This window comes from Ectorhizobium quercum, from assembly GCF_026552795.1.
In the GTDB taxonomy this organism is placed as follows: domain Bacteria; phylum Pseudomonadota; class Alphaproteobacteria; order Rhizobiales; family Rhizobiaceae; genus Ectorhizobium; species Ectorhizobium quercum.
The window spans coordinates 281,934-305,388 of record NZ_JANFPI010000005.1; the positions used below are offsets into that span (position 1 = coordinate 281,934).

The 23,455-nt window shown below is 60.3% G+C and carries 25 protein-coding genes and 1 tRNA gene; 11 read left to right on the forward strand and 15 right to left on the reverse strand.

Annotated features, from left to right (window positions below):
- Nucleotide 1: 1 nt before the first annotated feature.
- Nucleotides 2–727 carry an RlmE family RNA methyltransferase gene (locus tag NOF55_RS16425; RefSeq protein WP_306410007.1) on the reverse strand — a complete coding sequence of 242 codons (726 nt, stop codon included), beginning with the start codon at nt 725–727 and terminating at the stop codon, nt 2–4.
- 5 nt (nt 728–732) lie between these two features.
- Nucleotides 733–2,358 (reverse strand): Ppx/GppA phosphatase family protein, encoded by a 1,626-nt coding sequence (locus NOF55_RS16430; RefSeq protein ID WP_306410006.1) that lies wholly within the window; start codon nt 2,356–2,358, stop codon nt 733–735.
- 219 nt (nt 2,359–2,577) lie between these two features.
- On the opposite strand from NOF55_RS16430, the gene NOF55_RS16435 reads away from it, so the two are divergent.
- The 6 genes from NOF55_RS16435 to NOF55_RS16460 all read left to right on the forward strand — a co-directional run bounded on the left by NOF55_RS16435 (nt 2,578) and on the right by NOF55_RS16460 (nt 6,593).
- A tRNA-Gln gene (locus NOF55_RS16435) sits at nt 2,578–2,651 on the forward strand.
- 90 nt (nt 2,652–2,741) lie between these two features.
- Nucleotides 2,742–4,487 (forward strand): site-specific integrase, encoded by a 1,746-nt coding sequence (locus tag NOF55_RS16440; RefSeq protein ID WP_306410005.1) that lies wholly within the window; start codon nt 2,742–2,744, stop codon nt 4,485–4,487.
- 545 nt (nt 4,488–5,032) lie between these two features.
- Nucleotides 5,033–5,272: a hypothetical protein gene (locus NOF55_RS16445; protein WP_306410004.1), complete on the forward strand. Its 240-nt coding sequence runs from the start codon at nt 5,033–5,035 to the stop codon at nt 5,270–5,272.
- Entirely contained in the window at nt 5,269–5,985 is a 717-nt protein-coding gene (locus NOF55_RS16450; protein ID WP_306410003.1) for a hypothetical protein, read from the forward strand. Before NOF55_RS16445 ends, NOF55_RS16450 begins: the two co-directional genes overlap by 4 nt.
- Before the next feature lie 55 nt (nt 5,986–6,040).
- On the forward strand, nt 6,041–6,331 hold the full coding sequence (locus NOF55_RS16455; protein ID WP_306410002.1) for a hypothetical protein: 291 nt from the start codon (nt 6,041–6,043) through the stop codon (nt 6,329–6,331).
- A 1-nt stretch (nt 6,332) separates the two neighbouring features.
- On the forward strand, nt 6,333–6,593 hold the full coding sequence (locus NOF55_RS16460; protein WP_306410001.1) for a hypothetical protein: 261 nt from the start codon (nt 6,333–6,335) through the stop codon (nt 6,591–6,593).
- Between the two features lie 91 nt (nt 6,594–6,684).
- Here the strand turns inward: NOF55_RS16460 and NOF55_RS16465 are convergent, their stop codons facing one another.
- The 7 genes from NOF55_RS16465 to NOF55_RS16495 all read right to left on the reverse strand — a co-directional run bounded on the left by NOF55_RS16465 (nt 6,685) and on the right by NOF55_RS16495 (nt 12,027).
- On the reverse strand, nt 6,685–7,092 hold the full coding sequence (locus tag NOF55_RS16465; protein WP_306410000.1) for an Ig domain-containing protein: 408 nt from the start codon (nt 7,090–7,092) through the stop codon (nt 6,685–6,687).
- On the reverse strand, nt 7,089–7,373 hold the full coding sequence (locus NOF55_RS16470; RefSeq protein ID WP_306409999.1) for a hypothetical protein: 285 nt from the start codon (nt 7,371–7,373) through the stop codon (nt 7,089–7,091). The genes NOF55_RS16465 and NOF55_RS16470 overlap by 4 nt, the downstream gene beginning before the upstream one ends.
- On the reverse strand, nt 7,370–7,867 hold the full coding sequence (locus NOF55_RS16475; RefSeq protein WP_306409998.1) for a hypothetical protein: 498 nt from the start codon (nt 7,865–7,867) through the stop codon (nt 7,370–7,372). The genes NOF55_RS16470 and NOF55_RS16475 overlap by 4 nt, the downstream gene beginning before the upstream one ends.
- Before the next feature lie 378 nt (nt 7,868–8,245).
- A complete protein-coding gene (locus NOF55_RS16480) occupies nt 8,246–9,475 on the reverse strand; it encodes a type II restriction endonuclease (protein WP_306409997.1) in 1,230 nt (409 codons plus the stop codon).
- Nucleotides 9,462–9,929: a very short patch repair endonuclease gene (locus tag NOF55_RS16485; protein ID WP_306409996.1), complete on the reverse strand. Its 468-nt coding sequence runs from the start codon at nt 9,927–9,929 to the stop codon at nt 9,462–9,464. The genes NOF55_RS16480 and NOF55_RS16485 overlap by 14 nt, the downstream gene beginning before the upstream one ends.
- Nucleotides 9,929–11,170: a DNA (cytosine-5-)-methyltransferase gene (gene dcm, locus NOF55_RS16490; protein WP_306409995.1), complete on the reverse strand. Its 1,242-nt coding sequence runs from the start codon at nt 11,168–11,170 to the stop codon at nt 9,929–9,931. The genes NOF55_RS16485 and dcm overlap by 1 nt, the downstream gene beginning before the upstream one ends.
- A 245-nt stretch (nt 11,171–11,415) precedes the next feature.
- Entirely contained in the window at nt 11,416–12,027 is a 612-nt protein-coding gene (locus NOF55_RS16495; RefSeq protein WP_306409994.1) for a recombinase family protein, read from the reverse strand.
- Nucleotides 12,028–12,094: 67 nt separating this feature from the next.
- Here NOF55_RS16495 and NOF55_RS16500 point away from each other — a divergent pair, with 67 nt between their 5' ends.
- Nucleotides 12,095–12,904 carry a helix-turn-helix domain-containing protein gene (locus NOF55_RS16500; protein WP_306409993.1) on the forward strand — a complete coding sequence of 270 codons (810 nt, stop codon included), beginning with the start codon at nt 12,095–12,097 and terminating at the stop codon, nt 12,902–12,904.
- 24 nt (nt 12,905–12,928) lie between these two features.
- On the opposite strand, the gene NOF55_RS16505 is transcribed toward NOF55_RS16500, so the two are convergent.
- A complete protein-coding gene (locus NOF55_RS16505; RefSeq protein WP_306409992.1) occupies nt 12,929–13,255 on the reverse strand; it encodes a hypothetical protein in 327 nt (108 codons plus the stop codon).
- Between the two features lie 13 nt (nt 13,256–13,268).
- Nucleotides 13,269–13,853: a hypothetical protein gene (locus NOF55_RS16510; RefSeq protein WP_306409991.1), complete on the reverse strand. Its 585-nt coding sequence runs from the start codon at nt 13,851–13,853 to the stop codon at nt 13,269–13,271.
- A 176-nt stretch (nt 13,854–14,029) separates the two neighbouring features.
- On the opposite strand from NOF55_RS16510, the gene NOF55_RS16515 reads away from it, so the two are divergent.
- Nucleotides 14,030–15,388 carry a DNA cytosine methyltransferase gene (locus NOF55_RS16515; RefSeq protein ID WP_306409990.1) on the forward strand — a complete coding sequence of 453 codons (1,359 nt, stop codon included), beginning with the start codon at nt 14,030–14,032 and terminating at the stop codon, nt 15,386–15,388.
- Between the two features lie 520 nt (nt 15,389–15,908).
- Here the strand turns inward: NOF55_RS16515 and NOF55_RS16520 are convergent.
- The 4 genes from NOF55_RS16520 to NOF55_RS16535 all read right to left on the reverse strand — a co-directional run bounded on the left by NOF55_RS16520 (nt 15,909) and on the right by NOF55_RS16535 (nt 19,535).
- Nucleotides 15,909–17,198 carry a plasmid recombination protein gene (locus NOF55_RS16520; RefSeq protein ID WP_306409989.1) on the reverse strand — a complete coding sequence of 430 codons (1,290 nt, stop codon included), beginning with the start codon at nt 17,196–17,198 and terminating at the stop codon, nt 15,909–15,911.
- On the reverse strand, nt 17,198–17,470 hold the full coding sequence (locus NOF55_RS16525; protein WP_306409988.1) for a hypothetical protein: 273 nt from the start codon (nt 17,468–17,470) through the stop codon (nt 17,198–17,200). Before NOF55_RS16525 ends, NOF55_RS16520 begins: the two co-directional genes overlap by 1 nt.
- Nucleotides 17,470–17,727, reverse strand: a complete 258-nt coding sequence (locus tag NOF55_RS16530) for a hypothetical protein (RefSeq protein ID WP_306409987.1) — start codon at nt 17,725–17,727, stop codon at nt 17,470–17,472. Before NOF55_RS16530 ends, NOF55_RS16525 begins: the two co-directional genes overlap by 1 nt.
- A 467-nt stretch (nt 17,728–18,194) precedes the next feature.
- Nucleotides 18,195–19,535, reverse strand: coding sequence for a hypothetical protein (locus NOF55_RS16535; RefSeq protein WP_306409986.1), 1,341 nt, complete (start codon nt 19,533–19,535; stop codon nt 18,195–18,197).
- A gap of 480 nt (nt 19,536–20,015) precedes the next feature.
- Here NOF55_RS16535 and NOF55_RS16540 point away from each other — a divergent pair, with 480 nt between their 5' ends.
- The 3 genes from NOF55_RS16540 to NOF55_RS16550 all read left to right on the forward strand — a co-directional run bounded on the left by NOF55_RS16540 (nt 20,016) and on the right by NOF55_RS16550 (nt 23,455).
- Complete coding sequence (locus tag NOF55_RS16540) at nt 20,016–20,663, forward strand: LysE family translocator (protein WP_306409985.1); 648 nt, start codon at nt 20,016–20,018, stop codon at nt 20,661–20,663.
- A gap of 420 nt (nt 20,664–21,083) precedes the next feature.
- Nucleotides 21,084–21,578, forward strand: coding sequence for a peptide-methionine (R)-S-oxide reductase MsrB (gene msrB, locus NOF55_RS16545; protein WP_370868902.1), 495 nt, complete (start codon nt 21,084–21,086; stop codon nt 21,576–21,578).
- Nucleotides 21,579–21,595: 17 nt separating this feature from the next.
- Nucleotides 21,596–23,455 carry a cytochrome c biogenesis protein DipZ gene (locus NOF55_RS16550; RefSeq protein ID WP_306409984.1) on the forward strand — a complete coding sequence of 620 codons (1,860 nt, stop codon included), beginning with the start codon at nt 21,596–21,598 and terminating at the stop codon, nt 23,453–23,455.

A 23,455-nucleotide genomic window follows, 5' to 3' on the forward strand; every position in this document is an offset into this window, starting at 1 on the left:
GTCACGCCTCGCCGGGCGTCTGCGCCTCGACAGGTTTGCGCCCCTTGAACCCTTTGGCCAGCAGGAACATCTCGACCGATTCCGCCCGCGACGAGCCGGGCTTGACGTGGATGACCTGCCTGAAATTCTGCTTGAGCATGTTGAGCAGGTCGCGTTCCGTGCCACCCTGGAAGGTCTTGGCGAGAAAATGGCCGCCCTCCGCCAGAACCTCCACGGCGAAATAGGCGGCGACCTCGCAAAGATGCATGGTGCGCAGGTGGTCGGTCTTCTGGTGCCCGGTCGTCGGCGCCGCCATGTCGGAAATCACCAGGTCCGGCGTGCCACCCAGGGCTTCCATGATCCTTTTCGGCGCCTCGTCGTCGAGAAAGTCCATCTGAAGCAGGGTAACGCCGGGAATGGGCGCGACTTCGAGAAAATCGATGCCCACGACGCGGATGTCCTCCTCGGTGGAGCCCGTGACCTTGGCGGCGATCTGCGACCAGCTTCCGGGCGCCGCCCCCAGATCGATGATCCGGCGGGCACCCTTGAGGATGGCGTGCTTCTCGTCGATCTCCAGCAGCTTGAAGGCGGCGCGGGCGCGATAGCCTTCAAGCCGCGCGCGCTGCACATAGGGATCGTTGATGTGGCGCTCGATCCAGCGCCGCGACGACGCCTTCAGCTTGCCCTTCTTCACCTTCTGGCCGATCTTTCGGCCGGTACGATTGCCGCCGGTCGGTGTCTTGACCATTCCGTTCACCCGTCTTTCTGGCCGTGCTTGCCGCGTCCGGCGCGGCGCGGCTTGTGGCCCGCGCGCCGCCAGACGCCGTCTTCCGTCATCATGTCGGTCAAAAGCCCTTCCCGCAGGCCGCGATCGGCAACGCGCATGCGCCGGGACGGCCAGCGGCGGCGGATCGCTTCCAGAATGGCGCAGCCAGCCAGAACCAGATCGGCGCGATCCGGCCCGATGCAGGGATTGGCGGCCCGCCCTTCGAAATCCCAGGACAGAAGCTTGGCCTGCATGGCCGATACTTCCGAATCCGACAGCCACAGGCCGTCGACGCGACGGCGGTCGTAGCGCGCCAGGCCGAGATGGACGCCCGCAAGCGTCGTGACCGTGCCCGACGTGCCGATCAGGTGAAAATCCTCCGGAATGCCGCCCTCCTCCGTGCCGGGCACGGGCGGGCAGTCGAAGCGGTCCAGCATGCCCGCCACCTCGCTCACCATCGCATCGAAGACGGTGGGCGTCACGTCGCGTCCGCCGTGGCGCTCGGACAGCGTCACCACGCCCACCGGAAGCGAGGTCCAGTGCGTGATGTTATTGGCGAGGCGACTTCCCGCGCGGTTGCGCCCGAGCCGGATCATGGCGATCTCCGACGAACCGCCGCCGATGTCGAACAGCACGACCGAGCGCGCTTCCGCCTCCACCAGCGAGGAGCAGCCGGATACCGCCAGGCGCGCTTCCGTCTCGCGGTCGATGATTTCCAGATCGAGCCCGGTCTCATGCGTCACGCGCTTCAGGAAATCCTCGCCATTGGCCGCGGCCCGGCAGGCTTCCGTCGCGATCAGGCGCATGCGGCGGATGCGGCGGCTCTGGAGCTTGCCGGCGCAGATGCGCAGCGCCTCCACGGCGCGGTCCATCGCCTCGGGCGCGAGGCGGCCGCTGCCGCCCAGCCCCTCGCCCAGCCGCACGATCCGCGAAAAGGCATCGATGACGCGAAACTGGCCGGGGCGCGTCGGCTGGGCCACCAGCAGGCGGCAATTGTTCGTGCCGAGGTCGAGCGCCGCATAGAGATCGCCGAACCCGCCCGATGCCTGCCGGGCAGCAGCACCCCCGTCACCGGCGGCATGGCCGCGACGGTGGTCCTCATGACGCGCGCCGCCGGCACGCTCCGGTTCCGCACGCGCATCCGCGGTGGGTCCGGCAACGGCCGCGCCCTGCTTCTGACCGGGATTCTGGCCGTTCGCCAGCGGCCGACCCTGCGGTCCGCGCTTTTGATGATGATGACCGGGACGATGCTTCCGGCGCGCCTTGGGGGCCTGCGGCCCGGCACCTGGGGGCACAGGCGGACGCACGGCCGGCGCGCCACCGGCGGACACGGGTGTTTCACCGGCCTGCGTGGCGCCTCCGGCAGCGGCTGCCGCCGATTTCGACCGACGGCGACGCTTGCGTTTGCGCGGAGGCGAAGCGCCCGCTTCCGCCAAGACGGCATCAGCAGGCAGACCGGCCTTCATATCCGGTCTGGCATCGGCTGCCTGGTTCGCGTTGCGGTTTCCCCCGCCACGCTTGCCCTTGCGGCGCCGGGAAGGCTTCGCCTCCCCGCGCTGAGCGGCCAACACCCCGCCATCGGACGGCTTGAAGCCGTTTTCGGGGTCTTTCACTGTTATGTCCTATGTCGCCGCGCAAGGCCGTGAACGGCATGCTGCTGGCACCAAATGCTACGTTGTCAACAACATACCAGCGGCGGGGCCATTCTCCAAACTGTTTTTGGACCCGCCCGCACAGGGACGGGAGCGCGCTTTTTTTTCGAAAAACCTATTTGCATTCCACGGCGATTTGTTTATAAGCCCGGCCACCGGACGGAAACGTGCGGACCCTGCTGGGGAATAGTTCAATGGTAGAACAGCGGACTCTGACTCCGTCGATCTTGGTTCGAATCCAGGTTCCCCAGCCACTTTCCCTGTTATAATTCAATAACTTAGCTTCATGTCGCCAGTGCCGGGAATACCCCCACACTGCACCCCCACAAAGGGCGCTTCTGGCGATGTCGAACTTCCTCCGGCGCGAAGCCGATTCCTTCTTCTTCCGGCGGCGTGTCCCCGCCCCTTTTCAAGCCCGCCTCGGGCAGACCGAGATATACCGGTCCTTAAAGACCACCGTGCGAAGAACAGCCAGAGCGCGAGCCGCGCACCTGTTCATTGCTACGGAGAAGCTATTCCGGATGCTGGAAGAAGAAGACGATGAATTTCCTTTGACGGATGACGACATCCGGGTCGCCGTGCGCAGATGGCTTGATACGAGCGCATGGAAGCAGCGCCTCAAGATCGTGGATGAGATGTCGCCCGGCGGGCTCAGGGCGTACCATGAGTCCTTACCGGATACGCTCCTCAAGATGAGCGCCGACGAAGGTGTCTCCTATGGTGATAATCTCAGTCAGGAAGCAAACGCTGCACTGGATCATTCCGACTATTTCGACGTTCGAAGCGGGGACCGTCTCCGAAGGACAGCGTCAGCGCTTCAGAAACAGCTACGCGAATATGTCGATCGTCGAATGGAGACCGTCTTCGGACAGGAAACCGTTGCCGTGGCCTCGGTGCAGACCGTAGCCGCAGTAGCGCCATCAGAATCGCCCGCGAACATGACGAAGCTTTCGACGTTCATCAAGGCATGGCAGAACGACATCATCGCCGGGTACAATTACAACAAGGGGCTCGGTGACGAGACCACGGATCAGTATCTCAAAACCGTGGAGATGTTCATCGCCTTGATGGGCGACCTTCCCGTTGGAAAGATCACCTTCGACACAGCCGCCGAGTTTCGAGAGCTTGTCCTTCAGATGCCGGCGGCCCACGGGAAGGGTGCAACGGGGTCTCCGAAAAAGGAACTGGCTCGCGCCAAGGCCGACAAGACCTTGCCACGCGTAACCATGAAAACCGCAAAGCGCCATTTTTCCGGTATGAATTCCATCTGGAAATGGCTCATCTACAAGAAGCACGTTTCTGTGACTGCTCAGCCGTTTTCCGGTCATTCGTTTCCGGGAACGAAATCGAAGAAATCCGCTCGCGACGACTGGTCACGCGAAGACCTGCATCGTCTTTTCACATCCCGCGAATACCGTGATGCACCGGATTCCAGCGCATTGCACTGGCTGCCCCTCATCTCTCTGCACTCCGGCATGAGACTGGAAGAGATATGCCGTCTGCGCCCTGGAATCGATATCATCACAAAGGACGGCATCCCATGCTTCAACATCGCCAAGCGCGACGGGTGGGACCCCAAAACCGAGGCAGGAACCCGGCTTATCCCCGTGCATTCTTGGCTGATCCAGCATGGGTTCATGGACTTCTTGACACAGCAGCGTGCAAGAGGCGCGGAACATCTGTTCTCCCCCGAATTGCCACTTCACAAGGGCAAGATCAGTTCGGGATTCAGCCGCGAATTCTCGAAGTTGAAAATTGAACTGGGTGTCGGCTCGAAGACCGCGTTTCACTCCTTCCGGCACAGCTTCCGGACTGTACTAGAATCGACTGATCTCAAGGAGTCTCATATCAATGCCGTGATGGGCCACGAAGGCGGAGGCGGCCAAGGACAAACCTACGCCAAACGAGTCACGACGGCGAAACTCAAAGAGGTAGTGGAAGCCTTTCATCCGCCTCTTGAACTCGATTTCCTAGGCGCGGCAGCGGCAACCACTACTCCGCCCCTTCCGAAGGTTACAGTAAAGAAACGTAAACTGACACCGCCCATCCTGGATTCCAACGGACGGGTTGTTCGAGGACGGAAGGTATAGCCGACGGACGGAATGCTTCGCCGGGCACAGTCGATCCCGCGTCCCGCCGTTGGCGGCACTATGTTGACGCTCCTGCGGCTGTGCTCTCATCCGGTCTCGGCATGCGCGAATGCCCGCCGTCTCCCGTACAGGGTCGCTATGCTGACGTCTCCGATACGCTCATCCATGTAATCCGGCAGGGGTAGCCTCGCTCTCTTCCACGACGATTTTTTCCTTGTCCTTCGGATCGAGCCACGTGTCTCGATCCGATCCGCAAGCGGACCGGGAAAAAAATAGTCGCGGAACCTTCTCGCTCAGTGACGACCAGCGCGGCGGCTCTTTATGCCCTGCGGGCACCGCCATGCCCATTCTGGCCAAGGCGGACGAAGAGCCTATGCCGCCACGCTGGCCGTCAACCCCTGCCTAGCCGTTGCGCCATCCTGAAGCACGTTAACACCTTGGACGCCTTCTCTCCGGGAAGCCGGAAATGATTTCCGATCGCCCTGGGCTCGACTCCCGAAATCTGATATAAAACTCATGTTTTCAATGCTTTAGGAGACTCCCGGATGGAGACGAAAAAGACCATTGTGCGCGGTCTGGCGATTGACGTGATCGTTGTCGAGACGATGCATACGGATGCTATCGGGACGCTCTTCTATATCGCGATGATCTACGTCCGTCACCGCAAGACTGGTGCGCAGCACCTTGTTCAGCGGACCCGCATTCCGAACTCCGGGCAGGCACTTGCCCGCGATGTTCAGAGGCGGGGTCTCAGGGCTCTGGAAACTTTTTTGACAGCGGCGTGAAATATTTTTCCAAGGATTCGCCAAGGACTCGTTTTGCCGATGCAAGGATTCGGTCCCCCTCGAATCCTTTCCAACAAGGATTCAAAGCGGTCGCAGGGCAACCGCACATCCGCCCCAAGGATATGAAATTCCTCGATTTTCTCCTCGAAAGCGGCAACCCTGTCTCTGTCATCAATGCTCAACAGGAGGTCCAGATGAGCTTTATTAAACTTTCGCGGGGTGAGCAATACCCGCTTCCCGTCCGAGCCTATGAAGGAGCGGCAGCCAACTTCCTGACCAACTCCGGAAATGTACTTCAGATCGCCATGCCGAACCTGGTCAGAACCGAGGCCAGGTCGATCCGGAATGATCCCATGAAGGCCGGAATCATCGTGGAAGGCCCTTTGATCCTCTGGGTCTTCCAGTTCGGTACGATCATCTTAGATTGCCCCTTCGATGCGAGGATCATACCCGCATCCGCACGGTGGCTGCCTGATATCGAGAACGACCAGCAGCGATTGAGCATCGAGGTCCATCTCGTGGATACGGCCAGCAATATCCTTCGCGGTATTCGCTTCGTGACACTGTCGCCATCGCTGACACACCGCTTCCTGATGGCCGTTCAGGATCAGCTCTGCGACCAGCGTGACCTCACGCCCTACCTGTCCCGCTCCAATGCCATCCCGGTCACCCGGCTCCCGACCCTGGCGCAAGTCGAGAGATGCGGAACGTAAGCAGGCTGAACGCCGCTCATTACATGACAACCAACGCAACCGAAAGGACACCGACATGAACGCTGTGAAATTCGAAGGATGGGAGATCGATCCGGACATTGCACCGGACGTTGATTCAATCTGGACCAATTATCTCAAAGGCAGGGACAGCAAAGATGGCGACATTGAGATGGTCGTGACTGGCAAGGTCGGCAACAAACCTCCCTTCTCCTGCGAAGTTCTTGCGATGCGCGACGGAAAACAGGTTGTTATCTGGAAGAGCATCGAAGACGATTTTGAAACGGCATGCCGGACGGCAGAGATAGAGGCCCGCCGCGCATCGATCAAGATCGTGAAAGGAAACTGAAATGGACTTTGAAGACATTGTGCGCCGGAAGCTGAAGGAAATTCTCTCCGGCGAGATCACACCGCGCAAGATGCCCGGTAGCACGACAGAGCTTGCCGCGCTGGCTCTTATCCTTGACCATCCTCCCGGCCTGACCTCTTTGAATTCGGACGGCTGCTGGCGCTATCTCCGCGATCAGGACATCGTGCTAGTCAGGCAGCTACGCGCTGAATTTCAGGACGAAATCATAGACTGGGAAGCGACCGCGAAAGTCGATGAGTAAAGACACCACCCGAGCGCCTGGAAGGCATCCTACGGCCTTCCAGAAGCTTTAGAAAATGGACAGCGGGGCCGATTGGCCCCGTTTTCGCGTTTCAGGTCACGACGATGGTGATTCCGGCACTCACCGTCGCCCCGGTCGAATCCGTCGCCGACACCCAGACCCGATGCGATCCTGTTTCCAGCACCCGCCCGCCGATCCTGCCCGTCGTGGCATCGAAGATAGCCCCATCAGGTAGCCTCCCGAACAACAGATAGGTGACGGATGGCGGTTGCCGTCCGGTGACGATCGGATTAACCACCAGACGGAGATCGAGCGCCGCCCCTGCCGTGACGGATGCCTCCCCGGCGATCGACACGGTGAAGCTGGCAGGCGGAGGAACGAACGCCGACCAGTGTGCCGCGTCGGATTTTCCGCCCCACGTCAGGGCGGACGAGATCGTATCTGCATGGACCGGCACGGCAACGCCGAGGCTCAGAAGCATCAGGAAGGCGCGGATCATTCTTCACCCCGTTCCATGCCGTCGAGATCGAAGTCGCCGGGATCGCCCGGATCATCGTCATCATCCCATCCCGACCACTCGAATCCCGCCGGATTGACATCCGCGAGCAGATCGACCGCTTCGAGGATGAGTTCTGCACACTCATCCGGATCGCCGCCCTCCACCTTTTCAGCAAGCTCCCGGTCGATGGCGATCACACGATCCCGAGATGCCGGAGGCAGGCCGAGGCGATCGAGGAAGCCGGAGAGGCTAGGGGCACCGATAAAAACGTTGTCGCTCATGATTGCAGTCCTTTCGTCGTGTCCGGATCGTCGCCCGGAGTTTCCGGCTGTGGCCCCGCAGCCTGCTGCCGTTCGGCTTCCCACATTTGCGCCGCCGCCAGCATGGATGCCGTGATTTCATCCTCAGTGAAACCAGGCTGGGCTGCCATCCGGATTTGCCACAGGTCGCCAGTGTCGATCATGTCGCGCAGCCACTCGATAGCGGCTGGCGGAACCCGCGCTTCGAGAAGTTCGCGTGCGCGGTCTGCCTTTCGGCTACGCGCCAAGTCCTTCACAAGCCGCCGGAAAGACGGCGCTGGCGCTGGCTGCATGACGCTGGTGGCGTAAAAATGCGGCTCGATACCGCGCTCCATTGCGTAGGCCGTAGGCCCGCGATCATCATCGATGGCCGGGACCGACGACCGGGATGGACCGAAGGAGAACGCGAAGGCAGGCATCGGGATCGGCGGCACCATCGCCAGCGCTCCCGATAGGATGCCGAGAAGCTGGAGCATGAGCTTTCCGGCAGGATCGCCGCCACGGCGTTGCCTCTGGCGTTCCGTCAGTTTCCGGCGCATCTCATCCAAACATGTCCGGCGACGGCGCTTCTTCCTAGCCATCGACATCCCCCGGACGGACCTCCTCCCGCCATCTTTTCGAGAGAGCCAGAAGGCCCCGCGTGCGATGCCACTCCCGCGCAGCCTGGGCGATCTGGTCGGCGGGCCAGTCTCCCTCGCAGGCAGCTATCAACACGCCTTCCGCGAGCCAGGCTGCACTCTGATAGACGTATTCGATCCGTTGATTGACTGCCGACATGCCCGATCCTCCGTTGCCATATGCACCTCAAAAGGATGCGGGCGAAGGCGGACCGGCGCAAATCATGGCGCGGCCTGTCAGGCGGTGCGAACGTCTCCGATGAACTCTTCGAGCGTAATCAGATGGGGGCGCACAGCTTCCGGATAGGCATCATGGATCCCCGAAGGCACGACAAGACGAACACCTGCTTCGGTCATCTCGCGGAATTGCGGTTCAGAAACACCCTCCTGAAGGGTCAGCAGATGTTTCGTCTGGATTCGATCCGCTTCGTTTATGATCTGACGCCACCTGTCCTTGCAGGTCGTTTTTGCGGCAAGCATGCGTAGCCGATGCGCGGGAAATGATGAATCCTCATAAGCGGCAACATTCGGGAACAGGAAATCGGGACGCTTGTTCACCTCGATCAGCGGATTGTGAACGAAGGCTGTTCCTGGTGTCAGGCCTTCCTCTTCCAGGATTGATGCTGTGTGGTATTCCAAAGACTTGCCAGCGCGGGATTTTCGGCTTTGCAGGATTGTGTTCGCCAGCCCGAGGAAGCCATCGATAGAATGGAAACCTTCCTTGATCTTCGGTAGCCAGCTCGCTTCTTCGATGGATTTGAAGATCTCGAATTCGCATGTCCGCCGACGTAGCAGCCGAACATCGGCATTCATCCCGGTTGCTGACCGTAGCTCGATCGTTTTGGCAATGATCTCACGTCCGGTCGGGAATGTGATCAACCAGTCAGCCGGAATCTCATCTGGCTGTAGCCAGCAGGAAGCCCTTGCCGGAGGAGGCCGAGTGAACAGGTCGGCTTGAGGCTCCGACACACCCGGACGCCAGATCACAGGAATCTTTGGCTCGACAGGGCCAAGCCGCTCTTCCACCAGGTCCGCTTCAGTGCCTTCGCCGCCGCAGACCCACACATGGCACTCCGCTACCGTCGTCTCTGTTTCTGGACGAAATGCGAATACGGCAAGCGCACCGGTGCTGTCAGGATCCAGCAGCGCAGATTGTGCCCCGCCGAACCCCGTCAGACGCGTCTCGTTACGAGTCTTTCCATGCAGCTTCCCGTTGTACCAGATCGCCCGGATTGTCTTAACGTCAGGATGTGAATCAACGTAAAGCTCGAAGAAGGCATCGGGATTCAATACCTGCGGTTTGTTGATGCTTGGCACCATCTCGAAGAGGAAATCCTTCGGGATGTAAGGCCCCGCCTGATGGCTTTTGTTTGCTAGAGTGTCATTGCCAGAAAGGCGCTTGGCATACCAGACATATCCCGGCCGACCAAATTCGTTCATCCAATCTGTCAGATCAGCCAGCGCCATCCTTCACCCCTTCGATTTCCCCCGTAGGCTCGGCTGATTCGAGCCATCCGATGATGGTGTCCAAGAGGACGGGAAATGGCAATCGGGTTCTACCCTTGAGGGCACATTCCCACACAGCAAGATATCGCCAGCCCAACGCTTGTAGCTCGCTCCGGACGCGGGCATCGCGTTGCCGATTGCCTTCGATCTTCGTCTGCCAGAAATCCTGACGAGAGGATGGCATCTTGAAAAGGTGACAGTCGTGCCCGTGCCAGAAACAGCCCTCGACGAAGATCACGGCTTTGCGCTTGGGAAATACCAGATCAGGCTTGCCAGGAAGCCGCTTGTCATGGATGCGATAGCGCCATCCTAACCTGAAAAGGGCCTTACGGATGGCGATTTCGGGTCGGGTGTCCTTGCCCCGAATACCCGCCATCATGGCGCTACGCTTCTCAGGGCTGACAATATCGACCATCAGGCCCGCTTTCTGACGACTTCCTCGAATTCCTGGTAGTCAAGAATATACGGCTTCATGAGCTCCGCTACAGCTTTCACGGCCGGAACGGCAACCGAGTTGCCGAATTGGCGGTAAGCCTGCGTGTCGGAGACTGGAATCCTGAAGTTGCTCTCGCCGGGCCCGTCAAAGCCCATGAGACGAGCACATTCGCGCGGCGTTAGCCGACGAGGATTGCGTCCGTCACCTCTGGAAATCAGGATCTCGGAACCGTCCTTGTGATATCGTGCCGACAGAGTCCGTGCGATACCTTCTGGCGTGAATAGCCCGAAACCGAAACCATTACCCGCAGCCCTGTGCTTGTCTGCATAAGCTTGAAGGTAGGCCCAGAGCTTGTCGGTGAGCGTGTACTTATCCGAAACGCGCCCGATGTTACCATCAGTGAAAGGCTTCTCGGGAGCCTCTTCACCGTTCTCCGGATGAAGGATCGTTTTAAGCTTCGGCCCTTTCAGGACATCCGGGATCTGAAGATCTTCAAACGAGAATCCCTGATTTTCCCGAAAACCGACGATGAAGATGCGCTCTCGGTGCTGCGGTAGCCAGGATTTGGCATCAAGGATCTTGCATTCAATCGTGTAGCCAAGCTGATTTTCGAGAACATCTTTGATGATGGCGAACGTACGCCCCTTGTCATGGTTCACGAGATTCTTGACGTTTTCGAGTAGAAACGCCTTTGGTCTTTTCACCTCGATTATCCGCTGGATGTCGAAGAATAGCGTCCCCTGCGTCTCACAGGCGAACCCGTGAGCTCGTCCTAGAGCATTCTTTTTCGAGACCCCGGCAAGTGAGAACGGCTGACATGGGAAACCTGCAAGAAGAACGTCGTGATCAGGCACGTCTTCCGCCTTGAGATCCCGGATGTCGTTCCAGATTTCGTGCTCGTCGTCAGGATAGTTTGCACGATAAGTTTCCTTGGAATGCTTGTCCCATTCGCAGGTGAAAATGCACTTGCCACCAATGGCATCAAATCCACGACGCAAGCCGCCAATACCAGCGAACAAGTCGATAAAGGTGAAGGAATGCTCTGGAGAAGCAGCGCATCGCTCTTGACGCATGGCTTCAAGCTTGTCCGTCACAATCTTTCGCGGAACGTTTTCTCCCGATTCCCACCGATAAACCTGACGCTCGTTGTAGCCTAGAAGCTTGGCTGCTTCAGGGACGCTCAATCCGGCTTTTTGCCGGAGAACGGAAAAATCGGACATGAATCACCTCGCATCGCTCTGGGAATCTTTCTGACATCCCGGCAGAAAACTATCCATAGAACATAAAGAGAACATTAACAAGATTGTTCTCGGATCCCGTTTTGGCTTTTCTATCGAGCATCGCAACCTCAGAGTGATCACCAGTCAGTTCGTAGGATGGCAATACGAAGTTGCTCTATGAAAACGAGACCGATCCGAACTGAATGAAAAGCTTCAAGCACCCGACAGGGAAGAAGTGATCTTGCTCAGCCGATGCCGCCCGGCAGGTCGCCGCAAACCTTTGTGATACAGCGTTTCAGCGTGCGCGGATGGACGTGGAGACGCGAAGCGACATCTTCCCACTGCTCGCCACCGTCGATCTTCCGATACGCCTCGACACACTGTTCATCCGTCAGTGACCGTTTCCGGCCATGTCGCTGCCCACGCGCACGCGCAGCAGCAATGCCTGCCACCGTTCTCTCACGGATGATGGACCGCTCGAATTCCGCCATCGCCGCGAGGACATGAAAAACCATCCGGCCCCCGGCGGATTCCGTTTCGATGTTCTCGGTCAAAGAGTGGAATCCGATCTGTCGCTTCTGGAGCCTACCGATAATCTGAACCAGATGGCCGACCGAGCGACCGAGGCGGTCCAGCCGCCAGACCACCAGAACGTCGCCCCGCCGTAGCATTCTCAGAACGGAAGACAGGCCATCCCTTTTGCTCGCCGCTCCGGAAACACCGTGGTCCTCGAATATGCGCGTGCATCCCGCCGCCTCAAGCGCGTTCCTTTGCAGGTCAAGATGCTGGTCTGCCGTTGAAACCCGCGCATATCCAATCCTTGCCATTCCCGTCGAATCCTCCACGCCGATACGCATTTCCGGATGCCTTGACAGAAAGGAAGGTTTTCGCGGGGCGAATATCTGGAAATGCGACAAATTCATTATGGAAACGATGACAAGGACTTACGCATGGAACAAATGGGCTTTGTTCGTCGTGACAAAAACCTTGGTTTCCATCCTCGCGAACCGTCGTCTGTTCTTTGCGCGTCATCGGATTTTGCCCATGAGGCCGCCGGCGACGTTCCGGCAAATATCGCGGTGGATGATGGATTCGTGGATTTCCAGCCCCGGCGGCCTTGAGAGTGCTACCGCTCTCTATGTGCCATTCCTCGACGTGCTGCGCCCGAACATGGCGCTTGTCGTCATCGACATGCAGCCGACCGCCTGCGAGGATTTCGGGATCGTGTTCATCCGTCGCTATCGGCTGCCGACCACGCTTGAGGCGATGCAGACGCTTCAACAGACCGTGCGGTTTTCCGACTTCCCGGATCAAGCCTATCTCCGTAGCACCGTGATCCCGGCCTATACTGAAGCAGCCGAACGCCAGCGCCCCGCGACAAGACGCGTGGCGGCGGAAGCACTCGGCATGACCATGATCTACGACAGGGCCATATTCCCGCAGAAGAATGCCCGTGGCCGAAGCGCATGGTGCATCGGCCTTCTCGCAATTCATGCCCTGCTGCCAGCAGCCCCGCACGGCATCGGCTTCGACAACATCGATCCCGGTATTCTCCAGCTATTGACGGAAGGGGCCAGCACAAGGGAAATCGCGGCGATCTTGCGCCTGTCGCCGCGGACGGTCGAACACCGGATCGACCGATTGAAGGCCCGCTTCAAGGCCAGAAACATCCCCCATCTCGTTGCGCTGGCGATTTCGGCAGGCATCGCGGGGATCGGCAGGCAGGACGGATGATGCCCGCCCTGCATTCCACCCCGTTCAATCCGTTTCGGGCATCCTGTCGCGATAATCCTCGCACCATGAAAGATTCCGATATCCGGTCCACCTGTCGAGGATCGAGGCATCGAAGTAATCGGGGCAGACAATCTGGAAACTTCTTTCCCGTGCATCTTGCTCTATGCGGGCGACACGATCCTCTTCCCGTTGCAGGCGGGAGCTATGGTTCGACCACGAACCCCATATCATCGGCCCTGCCGTTGTCACCAGCTTGTAGGATGCCATAATCAGCGTTGCGCCGAGCGGCAGGATGAACGCGCCCATCAGCGCGATGATGAGCCAGCGCCGAAGCCTGCTTTCTTCCGACATGATTTTCATCGCATCACACCGTCTTCAATTGGCGACCGTCGAATTTCGCGCCGATTCTCGATTGTTCCAGTTCCTTGTGGAGAGCGATCGAATCCTTCCTGATGCGGCCAGGTCCGCTCAGATGGTTCATCACGAGAAAGGCTATGGGCGGGATGAGAGCGAGCCAGAAGACGTTCCCGATACCGATGGTGAACCGGGCGGGAATCAGGAACATGAGCAGACCGAAAATATAGGCCCCCGGAACCGCCTTCACCATCATCGCGGTATGCGCGATTCTGTTCGCCGTCTGGTAGAGACTGAAGCAATTGAGTCCACGGTCATCGCTTTCGCTGGCGACCAAATGGAAAACCGACCTGTTCCACGAGCGGATTCGCCGGAAGTAGAGCGTGCAGGAATTCCCGATCACTATTTCCGGATCGATTTTTTCATTGGTCGTGACGCGCTCGAATTTGAGCAATTCGCCCTTCTCGTCCTCGATGATCAGATAGGCATAGTGCCACAGGTCATCGAGCACATTGCGGTCGAGGAACGTTCTGCCGTTAAATTCCTTCACGGTTCCAGTGACCTTGATAATATTCGGATTGTCTTGAATGGACATATTATACCCCCTGTTGTGCGGGGATGCTGGCATCTTCCGATTAAGAGAAATGCCAATCCGGCAGGGGGAAATCCCCCTCATTGCATCCAGAGGCAGTCGCCAGCATTTGCATTTTCGTAAGCTCTGGCCGTCATTTTCCGTCATGTAATTTTACAAGATGGTTTTTCGGGGATTTCGTGCGGGTAGTTGAGTTATTTTCGGGTGCCGGAGGAATATCGCTCGGGCTCCGGCGGGCGGGGTTCGATATTCTAAAGGCATATGATGCGTGGCCGGTCGCGGTCGAGAATTACAATCGGAATGTCGGCAACCATGCCGTGGTCGCTGACCTGAAGGACCTGCTTTCGACCATTCCGGAAATCCTTGGACTGGCCCCCGACATGATTGCGGGCGGTCCTCCCTGTCAGGACTATTCCAGTGCCGGGAACCGCACGGAAGCCGACAATGCCCGTCTGACACTGGCCTTCGCCCTGATCGTAGCGACGGTCAGGCCGAGATGGTTCATGATGGAGAATGTCATCGGCTGCGCGAAGTCATCAACATGGGCCGAGGCGCGGGCGATCCTGAAACGGGCGGGCTACGGCATCACCGAAAGCAGGATCAACGCCAGCCGATACGGGGTTCCGCAATCGCGGCGGCGTCTGTTCGTCATTGGAAGGATCGGAGAACGTGACGACTTCCTCGCGTCGTCGATAGCGGCGACGGCATCCGCGCAGCCGATGACGTTGCGCGACCTGTTTGGCGCGATCACGCCGGCGGCAATCTATTTCCCTGCGACCTCCGAAGCCCGACGTTCGATATGGGGGCCAGATGAACCAGCACCGACGATCCGCGAACGGTCCATCAGGCCCATTCCTACCTCTTACCAGCCGCATCCAGACGACGCGGCCCTGATCCGGAATGGATACGTGTATTCCCGCCCTGTTCGCGCTGGCCGGGGCGTTCGCTCGATCGATGAACCGTTCCCTACCGTGACACGCACGGCATGGGAACGACCGACCCCGCGCTATCTCTCAGCACCTCATCCCGGCGACCCTGTTGCAGCGGTCGATACCGCCGTCCTGACAGTTCACCAGATTTCCCGAATCCAGGGGTTCCCGGTCTCATGGGAATGGCGGGCCAGCGCCAAACAGGACATCTTGCAGATGATCGCAAATGCCGTTCCTGCCCCGGTTGCCACCGCGCTTGGTCGCGTCATCCTCGATCGCGAGGCAGGCAGGACAGCGCCTGATATTTCAGGCGGGTTCCTTCAATGGTTACACAAGCGCGGGAAATCGAAGGCATCGGCCCGCAACGTCAAGGCATCCGCTGGCCGTGCGCGCCGGCTACTTGGCGGAAGAACATTCAACAATCTGGCACTGGAAATCTCCGCCCTCGAAAGTCTTCCGGAGTTTCAGGCGATGAGGAAAGCCACGCAATCCGATCTTCGCCAGGCATTGCGGTTGCTGGCCGAATATCAGGCCAAAGGCAAACAGCGCCGCCAGAAGCCTCGACAGGCTACCGCGCAGCCGATTGAAGGATTCGCGGAGGCGGCATGATCCATCAACAGAAAAGGGAGGCCGAAGCCTCCCGATCCAAAATCTCTGCTGATGCAGAGGGACGCTCGTAGAGATGCAGGCATCTCCATCTAGAACGGTACATCTCTGCCGAAGCAGAGAACACCCTCCCGTGAAGGGAGGAAAGTCCTGTCACACGCCTCCCTTAAAAGGAGGTAAAGGGACTCAGCCGACAGGCCACCGAACCCCAGACCGCTTATGCAGCGGCGGACGTGAAGACCAGAGCCGGAGCTCTGGTCTTAATTTTGTTAACGGCCCCCGTAGAGACCGCAACGTAATCCCTCAAGGGGAACGATAACGCGGAACACCAAGTCGGAACCCGGCAATTTCCTAATCCCTCGTGCGGAGCGACACCGTGTCAGCGTTTCTTTCATCGCGCTGACAAGAAAAATGATGACGCCAATCGCTGACCTTAGCAAGGGGGCAGACGCAACTTTTTACAAAAAAGTTGACACTTAACATTCTGTAATTGTTGACAATTCCAGAGTCTCGAAACGGCACATCACGGCCGACGCAGACCGGGCATCGAAATGGACGGAGCCCGTTCCGGTTCCGGCTCTGGTGGACGGAGCGCGGCAAGCTCACGCCTGGCGACGGCCAGTTCGCGCCCGACCTCTGCAAAGTTCTCCCGTAAGTTCTTTGCCCGTATCTCGGCTTCACGCCGCCCCGCGTCTGCGGCACTCGCCCGGTCGGCGGCATGGTCGGCGGCTCGCCGAAGAGCCTCCATCTCGGATTCGACGGCCTGCCGGATGCGGGCCGCGACCGCTGAATTTCTGAAGCCGTCGAACACGCTGCGTAGCGCACCCGGCAGGCGCTGGAGCCTTGCCGTCGCCGCCCGGACGCGGGCGGCTTCCTGACGGACGCGGGCCATCATCGACCGGGCCTTGCGCTGTTCGGAGACGGCCTTGTCTTGAGCCGCCTTGGCGGCTTCTGTCGCGGCCTTGGCGGCGGCAAGCTGGCGGTCGGCTTCCGCCTTCGCCTGTGCCGCTTCCTCCCGGATCGCGGCTGCATCTTCCTTCGTGGCAGTGATGAAGGATTCGCCCTTCTCCTTCACGGCCTTCGCTCTTTCGATCGTCGTCTTCAGAGATTTGGCCTGCGTCTGCTCCGCTTGCCATTCGGCCCGCGTCAGCCGACGGCGCTGCGGGCCGAGGCGGGTCAGGCCGCACGCGATGGCGACGGTCTCGTGATACGAATCCTGCCATTCCCGCATCGCCTGCCTATATGCCTGATCTCCGCGCTTGTTCAGCGCCTTGATATCCTCGCCTTCGGCAGGACCGGCCGCCATGACAGCGGCCTTCGCACACTGGCCGGGATGCAGGGCAGAGGCCCGCATGGCGGGATCGTCCGGCAGGATGTAGGCATGAACGTGGAAATACCCTTCATCTTCGTGGCGGATCACGGAGACAAGCTTGTCGCCGTACTGTGAACGAAGCCACGTCACTGTTCGCTTTTCCCAATCCTCCGCCTCGCGTTGTTTTTCCAGATCGGCGCGAACTTCCTCCATCGAATACGGATGCGAGGCAACCACCGTCATCAACGTGTGCTGCGTCTTCTGGATTTTTCGTGGCTTTCCACCCTTCGGGGTCGTCGTCGCGGCATCGGCTGTGGCATCGTGCAACCGCTCGACCTCATCCACGCCGATGCCGAAGACGACGGCGGGGGGCAATGGATTCGCAACGTGGACGGATGCCGCTGGATCGCGTCGGGCTTCCGCGAAGACAAAGGCCGTGGAACGTCCCTTGCCGTCACCCTTGCGCGAGAATGCTTCGAGATGGACGAACTGGAAGGACATCAGTGCTTCCGGGAGGTCGCCCCGCCTTCCGCGTGAACATCTCGAATGAGCCGTTCGAGAAGATCGACGTTGCCGCCGACCAGGCCGAGAGTCTTCGCTTCGAGCATCAAGGATTCCTCGTATGCGGCCTTGTGTTCGGCATAGAGCGGTCCGAACTTCGGATCATCTTTGATCTGGGTCATCAGAGCGATACCAAGACCTTCGGCGCGGGCCTTGGCATAGACCATGCGACGAACCCGATCGCGCAACGTGTCAGTGATGTTCAGGACCATTACAGATCCTCCCCCCACTCGAAACTGATGCCATGCGTGAAGGCCGCGACGAGTTGCACGCGGTCAAGGAACTCGCGGGCGTTCATATGAGCGAAGCCACCGTTCAGTTCGGTCTTTTCTTGCGAGAAGCTGGCATATCGCTCGGCGCTCTCCCAGATGGCGGCGTACCAGCTAGTCGGCAACCGGATGATCTTGAGCAGTGCCGGGGCAGCCGGGCCCTGGTTGGTGACGACGATAGGCAGTTCATATTCCTGCATGATGTGATCCTCGCCGGGGAAATCCCGGTGGAAGAATCGTGACCGCCGGCGGAGCCTGAAACAATAGTCTTTAGTGACCGACTAATGGCTCTTCCGTTGGGCGAGTCGTCGGCCCTTCGGGGAGGCTTCCGCCGGACCATTTCATGGAGAGCCTTCCGGCGGACCTAGCAGGGGCCTTGTCGCCGTCCAGAGGGACGACGAGGCAACCGGGTGGTTGCCGTGGTGACGACAGGCTCTGCCGTCACGCCGCACACCGATCCCGAAATGCCGAATGCAGGACCTGTGCCCTGCGTCTGTCATTCGCTTTCTCGTGCGGCAGTAGGCAATCAGGTAGATTTCCTACTATAATAGGAAAACGGGACGATTTCAGAAGTAAACATCTGAAATATCGTTGTTTTCATCGAATTTTTAATCTCCAAAATCCGAACATGCCGACTTGGCGACCTGCGCGGTGGAAGCCCATGCCGTCACCCTTTCGGAGGCAGGAACGCCGCCAGTTCCTTCGGCTTGGGAGCCGTCCACGTTCCGGCCCGCTCCTCCTCCCGTAGCGTCCTGCATCGTGCCAGTGTCGCCTGGATCGGATTCGGATCGTCCGCGTAGCTTGCGCCAACTTCCTCAAGCACGACGTTCCGGAAATACATCAGCTTCGCATAGCTCTTCGGCACGTTGGCCGCCACGTACTTCATAAATCCCAGTTCGTGGTCGACATCGTTGAAGTAGTCGAACGGTTCCCATCCTCGTTCCGCACAAAGCCGGGCCGTCTCGATAACGCTTGCCAGCCTGTACCCGGCCTTCCTGACTTCACCGTCCGTCACGCCCGCGCACAAGCCACGCAGATCGAGCACGAAATCGCCCTGTATCGCCCCACGGACCGCCGTATCGATGACGGCGACAAGCGGGCGAGGATCGAGCAGAGGGCGCAGGAGACGCAGCCACGGCTTCAAATGGCCCGCATCCGGAAACGTTCGCCAGATGGCTCCCGTAGACATCACCGCCAGCACGTCGGCAACCCACGGATCGTCCCAGAACCATTGTTTCCGGCCATCGGTCTCCGGGCCTCGCAAGAGCCGGAAACCGTTGACGCGCTCCTCTTCCTCCATCCATGCCGCAGCATCCTTCATCCCGTGGAAGCGTCGGCCCCGGCGAACGGCAACCACGTCGCCGTTGACGAGGGCATTGAAGCCGATCCCGGCCGCCGTGATCGTCGCCATCAGTTCCGGCAGTTTCTTCCGGCGCTCGGACTTCGTGGAGCGTGGCATGGCTTCGGGCAGGACATCCAGATCGTCCCAGAGTTTGGCGATGCAATGATCCACCTGGACGAGCCATGCGCCATCGATCGGGAAGGTGCTGTCGAGGATACGCGCAAGGCGCTTCGCCGGAGCCGCCAGCGCCGCGATCTTCTTCTCACGGACGGGTGCGATGCCTTGCAAGCGCAGATGCCGCGCCATAGTGGACTTCGAGCGCCCCGCCATCCGGGCGGCGTTCCTGATGCTCGGCTTGAGTCCAGCTTGCGCCGCCTCTTCCAGAAAGAAAGAAGCTACCATCGCGGATGCGGCACGTTCCTCCCGTCGCCGTTCTGCCTTCCGCTTCGGTCTGCGATAGTTCTGGTTCACCCAGAAGGAGACATCGTCAACCAGCGCTTCGGCCTCGCTGGCATGCAGGTCGCTACCTGCCCCTTCATCTCGAAGCCAGGCATCGAGCGCGTCCCGGCAATGCTGGCGGAGCGCCTGCGCTTCATTCCCATGCTTCTGCACATGCCCGTACGCGCTCTTTCGCAGAAACTCGAATGCTTCGGGATTCGCGCTCACGCAACCGCCATCGGCGGCTTTACAACTTCAGAAATGTCGTTCAGCATTCTGGAACACCTTGTGAAAACCGCCGGAGGGTTGCGAGCCCTGTGATGGCGGTTTTTCCATGCTCGGTCGTAGGCGCGATCTGGTCAACCGCCTCACAAAATCGTTCCGTATCTGAAACAAAATCTAATTGTTGACACCCCCACAAACTACCCCCACATTGTTGGCGCGACATCGAGCAACGCATTGAAAGTAAATGGGTTTCAGGAACGTTTGTCCGGCTCCAGGTTCCCCAGCCAATTCTCCCCAAAAGCCCTTGATTCCTTGATTTTCCAGTCGTGCCGGATATCGTTTTGGCGACTTGGTGCCCGTTGCTCCGGGAGGTCGGCGGACCGTCATCTGAATTCGAATCTGGATGGAGACGATCGCCGTCTTTAGAGTTACGAATGTCTGGGCCCGCGTCCGATTCCCAACCCTTTTTCTTCAGAGGTCGCAATGATACTCGATCCCGCCCTGACGGCCGCCTATATCGTGCTGGCCGCCGCTCTCGCGCTGGCACCCGGACCCGACGTCGTCTTCGTCGTCGCAAATGGCATGCGACACAAGGCCAGAGGGGCTTTCGCCGCCGCCCTCGGCATCGGGGTTGGCTCGCTCGTTCATGCAACCGCCGCAGCGCTGGGCGTTTCTGCCGTCATCGCCGCATCTCCGCTCGCATTCGACATCATGAGGATGGTCGGCGCGGCCTATCTGGCCTGGCTCGGGCTTCAGGCGCTCAGGGCTTTCATCCGCAACGCGGGCGCTGACGCGAAGCTCGGGCAGAGCGAAGAGGTTTCCGTATGGCGGGTCTTCTCACGCGGATTGATCACCAATATCCTCAATCCGAAGGTGGTGATCTTCTACATCGCCCTGCTGCCCCAGTTCGTGAACGTCGAGCTTGGACAGGTCGGCTTGCAGGTGTTCCTGCTCGGCTGCATCCACAATGCCATCGGGTTGACCTTCCTGATCGCGGTCGGGCTCGCCGCCGGAAAGGCTGCCGGGTGGATTTCCAGAACGAGCGTCGGCCGCTGGCTGGACGGAATTGCCGGCATCTTCTTCATTGGCCTCGCAGTTCGCCTGGCCCTGACGGGGCGGCCCAATCAGTAAACCGAAGCCGGCAACTTGCCGATCAGCCTTTCGAAACGGCGAGATCAAGCGAGCCCGAGCCGGAAAGACGCGCGCCGGGGTCGAGCCGTCTTTCCGAGCAGCCGTGATAGGCTTCATTGAACCCATACCGGCAGGTGAGCGGAATCGGCACAGGCCTGATCCCGATTATCGCATCCATCGGCCGCCGGCCTTCCCCCACCTCTCCGGCGACGGGCCTGTCACGAAGCTCTGAACGCGCGGGGCGAGAAGAGGGATTGTCAGCGCGCCGGTAAGAGCCAATATACAGCATGGATCGCTGACGGCATGTGAACGAGGCGCAGGCGAACCGCTCCTCCCCGTGATGGGGGGTGGAATGCGACAGCGGAGCGGTCGCCTGCCTCTTCGTCACCGAAAGGCCAGGTCAGGAACAGGCGGTGTGGCATGATGAACAGACGCAAATTTCTGGCGGCGGGAACGGCGGTCGTCGCTGCGGGCTATCTCGGCATGGGTGTCCACTCGCTTCTTGCCGCATCCGGCGGGACGTTTGCGGTCAGCCATACCGAAGAGGAGTGGCGCAAGCGCCTGACGCCCGAGCAGTTCGACATCCTGCGCAAGCAGGGAACGGAGTATCCGGGATCGAGCCCGCTTCTCAACGAGCACCGCAAGGGCACGTTCTCGTGTGCGGGCTGCGACCAGCCGTTGTTTTCCTCCGACACCAAGTTCGAGAGCAACACCGGCTGGCCGAGTTTCTGGGCACCGCTCGACAATGCGGTCGGCACGACGCGCGACACGTCTCACGGCATGGTGCGGGTGGAGGTCCATTGCAGCCGTTGTGGCGGCCATCTCGGTCATGTCTTCAACGACGGGCCGCGGCCGACGGGACTGCGCTACTGCCTGAACGGACTGGCCCTGACATTCACGCCGGCCGCCGCGTGACCGGGAAAGGCTGAACCATGACCTTCGCCATCCTCGCCTATCTCGCAGGCGTGCTCACCATCGTCAGCCCGTGCATTCTGCCGGTGCTGCCCTTCGTCTTCGCGCGGGCCGGGCAACCCTTCCTCAGCGGCACGCTGCCGATGCTGCTGGGCATGGCCGCGACCTTCGCCGCGGTGGCGACGCTTGCCGCGGTCGGCGGCGGCTGGGCAGTGGACGCCAACGAATATGGACGGCTGATCGCGATGATCATCCTCGCCGCCTTCGGCGTGATCCTGCTTTTTCCGGCGCTGGCCGAGCGCGTCACGCGCCCGGTCGTGGCGCTGGGCGCCCGTCTCAGCGAAACGGCCGACCGCCGCGGCAGGACCGGTGGGCTTTCAGGGGTCGGAACCTCGCTGCTCATCGGCGTGGCGACCGGCCTTCTCTGGGCGCCCTGCGCCGGACCGGTCCTCGGGCTCATCCTGACCGGCGCGGCACTGAATGGCGCGAGCGCCGGAACGACGGCGCTGCTGGCGGCCTATGCGCTGGGCGCGGCGACCTCGCTGGCGCTGGCACTGCTGGTCGGCGGGCGCGTCTATCAGGCCATGAAACGGTCGCTCGGCATCGGCGAATATGTCAGGCGCGGCATCGGTGCCGCCGTGCTGGTGGCGGTCGTGGCGATTGCCTTCGGGCTCGACACAGGCTTCCTGACGCGGATTTCGGCCGAGAGCACCACGGCGCTCGAACAATCCCTGATCGACCGCCTTCAACCGAGGCCGCAGACGGGTGCGAACGGCACCGCGATGGCGCCCTCCATGTCCATGCAGCCCGCTCCGGGCAATGCGATGACGGGCGCCGACAACAACAGCATGATGATGTCCGGCAATCCATCGATGATGATGCAGGGCGGGCCGTCGCCGTCGGGCGATGCGCCGCTTCCGGTTGAATCCATCGTGCCTTCGTTCGACGGTGCGGTCGAGTGGCTGAACTCGCCGTCGCTGACCATGAGCGAGCTCAAGGGCAAGGTGGTGCTGGTCGATTTCTGGACCTATTCCTGCATCAACTGCCTGCGCGCCATTCCCTATGTCCGCGCCTGGGCGGAGAAGTACCGGGATCAGGGCCTCGTGGTCATCGGCGTGCATTCGCCCGAATTCGCCTTCGAGAAGCGGATCGACAATGTCAGGCGCGCGACGCAGACCCTGGCCATCGACTATCCCGTGGCAGTGGACAACGACTATGCCATCTGGCGGACGTTCAACAACCAGTACTGGCCGGCGCATTACTTCATCGATGCCGAGGGCCGCGTGCGCCACCACCATTTCGGCGAGGGCGAATACGAGCAGTCCGAACGGGTGATCCAGCAGCTTCTGGCCGAGGCCGGCCGGCCCGATGTCGCCGAAGATATCGTCGCCGTGAACGCCACGGGCGCGGAAGCCGCCTCGAACGAAGCCGAGGTGCAATCGCCGGAAACCTATATCGGCTATCTCAGGGCGCAGAACTTTCTCGGCGCCGACGGCATGGTCAATGATGCCGCCCATGTCTACACGGCCGAGACACCGCGGCGCAACGAATGGGGCCTGACCGGAAGCTGGGTCGTCGGCCCGGAAAAGGCCGCGCTTTCGCAGGGCGAAGGCAGCCTCTATTATCGCTTCCACGCCCGCGACCTTCACCTCGTTCTCGGCCCCGGCAGCGACGGCAAGCCGGTGCGGTTCAAGGTGACGATCGACGGCAAGCCGCCGGGCGAGGATCACGGCGTCGATACCGATGCCGAGGGCAACGGCACCGTGACGGAACAGCGGCTTTACCAGCTCGTGCGCCAGAGCGGGCCGGTTGCCGACCGCACCTTCGAAATCCGCTTCCTGGACCCCGGTCTGGAGGCCTATGCTTTCACCTTCGGTTGA

Coding starts and splice junctions, on each gene's coding strand:
- NOF55_RS16540 (WP_306409985.1), top strand. CDS start 20,016: ATGATACTCGATCCCGCCCTGACGGCCGCCTATATCGTGCTGGCCGCC.
- NOF55_RS16520 (WP_306409989.1), bottom strand. CDS start 17,198: ATGTCCTTCCAGTTCGTCCATCTCGAAGCATTCTCGCGCAAGGGTGAC.
- NOF55_RS16465 (WP_306410000.1), bottom strand. CDS start 7,092: ATGATCCGCGCCTTCCTGATGCTTCTGAGCCTCGGCGTTGCCGTGCCG.
- NOF55_RS16460 (WP_306410001.1), top strand. CDS start 6,333: ATGGACTTTGAAGACATTGTGCGCCGGAAGCTGAAGGAAATTCTCTCC.
- NOF55_RS16530 (WP_306409987.1), bottom strand. CDS start 17,727: ATGCAGGAATATGAACTGCCTATCGTCGTCACCAACCAGGGCCCGGCT.
- dcm (WP_306409995.1), bottom strand. CDS start 11,170: ATGTCCGATTTTTCCGTTCTCCGGCAAAAAGCCGGATTGAGCGTCCCT.
- NOF55_RS16470 (WP_306409999.1), bottom strand. CDS start 7,373: ATGAGCGACAACGTTTTTATCGGTGCCCCTAGCCTCTCCGGCTTCCTC.
- msrB (WP_370868902.1), top strand. CDS start 21,084: ATGATGAACAGACGCAAATTTCTGGCGGCGGGAACGGCGGTCGTCGCT.
- NOF55_RS16440 (WP_306410005.1), top strand. CDS start 2,742: ATGTCGAACTTCCTCCGGCGCGAAGCCGATTCCTTCTTCTTCCGGCGG.
- NOF55_RS16425 (WP_306410007.1), bottom strand. CDS start 727: ATGGTCAAGACACCGACCGGCGGCAATCGTACCGGCCGAAAGATCGGC.
- NOF55_RS16525 (WP_306409988.1), bottom strand. CDS start 17,470: ATGGTCCTGAACATCACTGACACGTTGCGCGATCGGGTTCGTCGCATG.
- NOF55_RS16495 (WP_306409994.1), bottom strand. CDS start 12,027: ATGCGTATCGGCGTGGAGGATTCGACGGGAATGGCAAGGATTGGATAT.
- NOF55_RS16480 (WP_306409997.1), bottom strand. CDS start 9,475: ATGGCGCTGGCTGATCTGACAGATTGGATGAACGAATTTGGTCGGCCG.
- NOF55_RS16505 (WP_306409992.1), bottom strand. CDS start 13,255: ATGTCGGAAGAAAGCAGGCTTCGGCGCTGGCTCATCATCGCGCTGATG.
- NOF55_RS16485 (WP_306409996.1), bottom strand. CDS start 9,929: ATGGTCGATATTGTCAGCCCTGAGAAGCGTAGCGCCATGATGGCGGGT.
- NOF55_RS16500 (WP_306409993.1), top strand. CDS start 12,095: ATGGAAACGATGACAAGGACTTACGCATGGAACAAATGGGCTTTGTTC.
- NOF55_RS16455 (WP_306410002.1), top strand. CDS start 6,041: ATGAACGCTGTGAAATTCGAAGGATGGGAGATCGATCCGGACATTGCA.
- NOF55_RS16510 (WP_306409991.1), bottom strand. CDS start 13,853: ATGTCCATTCAAGACAATCCGAATATTATCAAGGTCACTGGAACCGTG.
- NOF55_RS16550 (WP_306409984.1), top strand. CDS start 21,596: ATGACCTTCGCCATCCTCGCCTATCTCGCAGGCGTGCTCACCATCGTC.
- NOF55_RS16475 (WP_306409998.1), bottom strand. CDS start 7,867: ATGCTCCAGCTTCTCGGCATCCTATCGGGAGCGCTGGCGATGGTGCCG.
- NOF55_RS16445 (WP_306410004.1), top strand. CDS start 5,033: ATGGAGACGAAAAAGACCATTGTGCGCGGTCTGGCGATTGACGTGATC.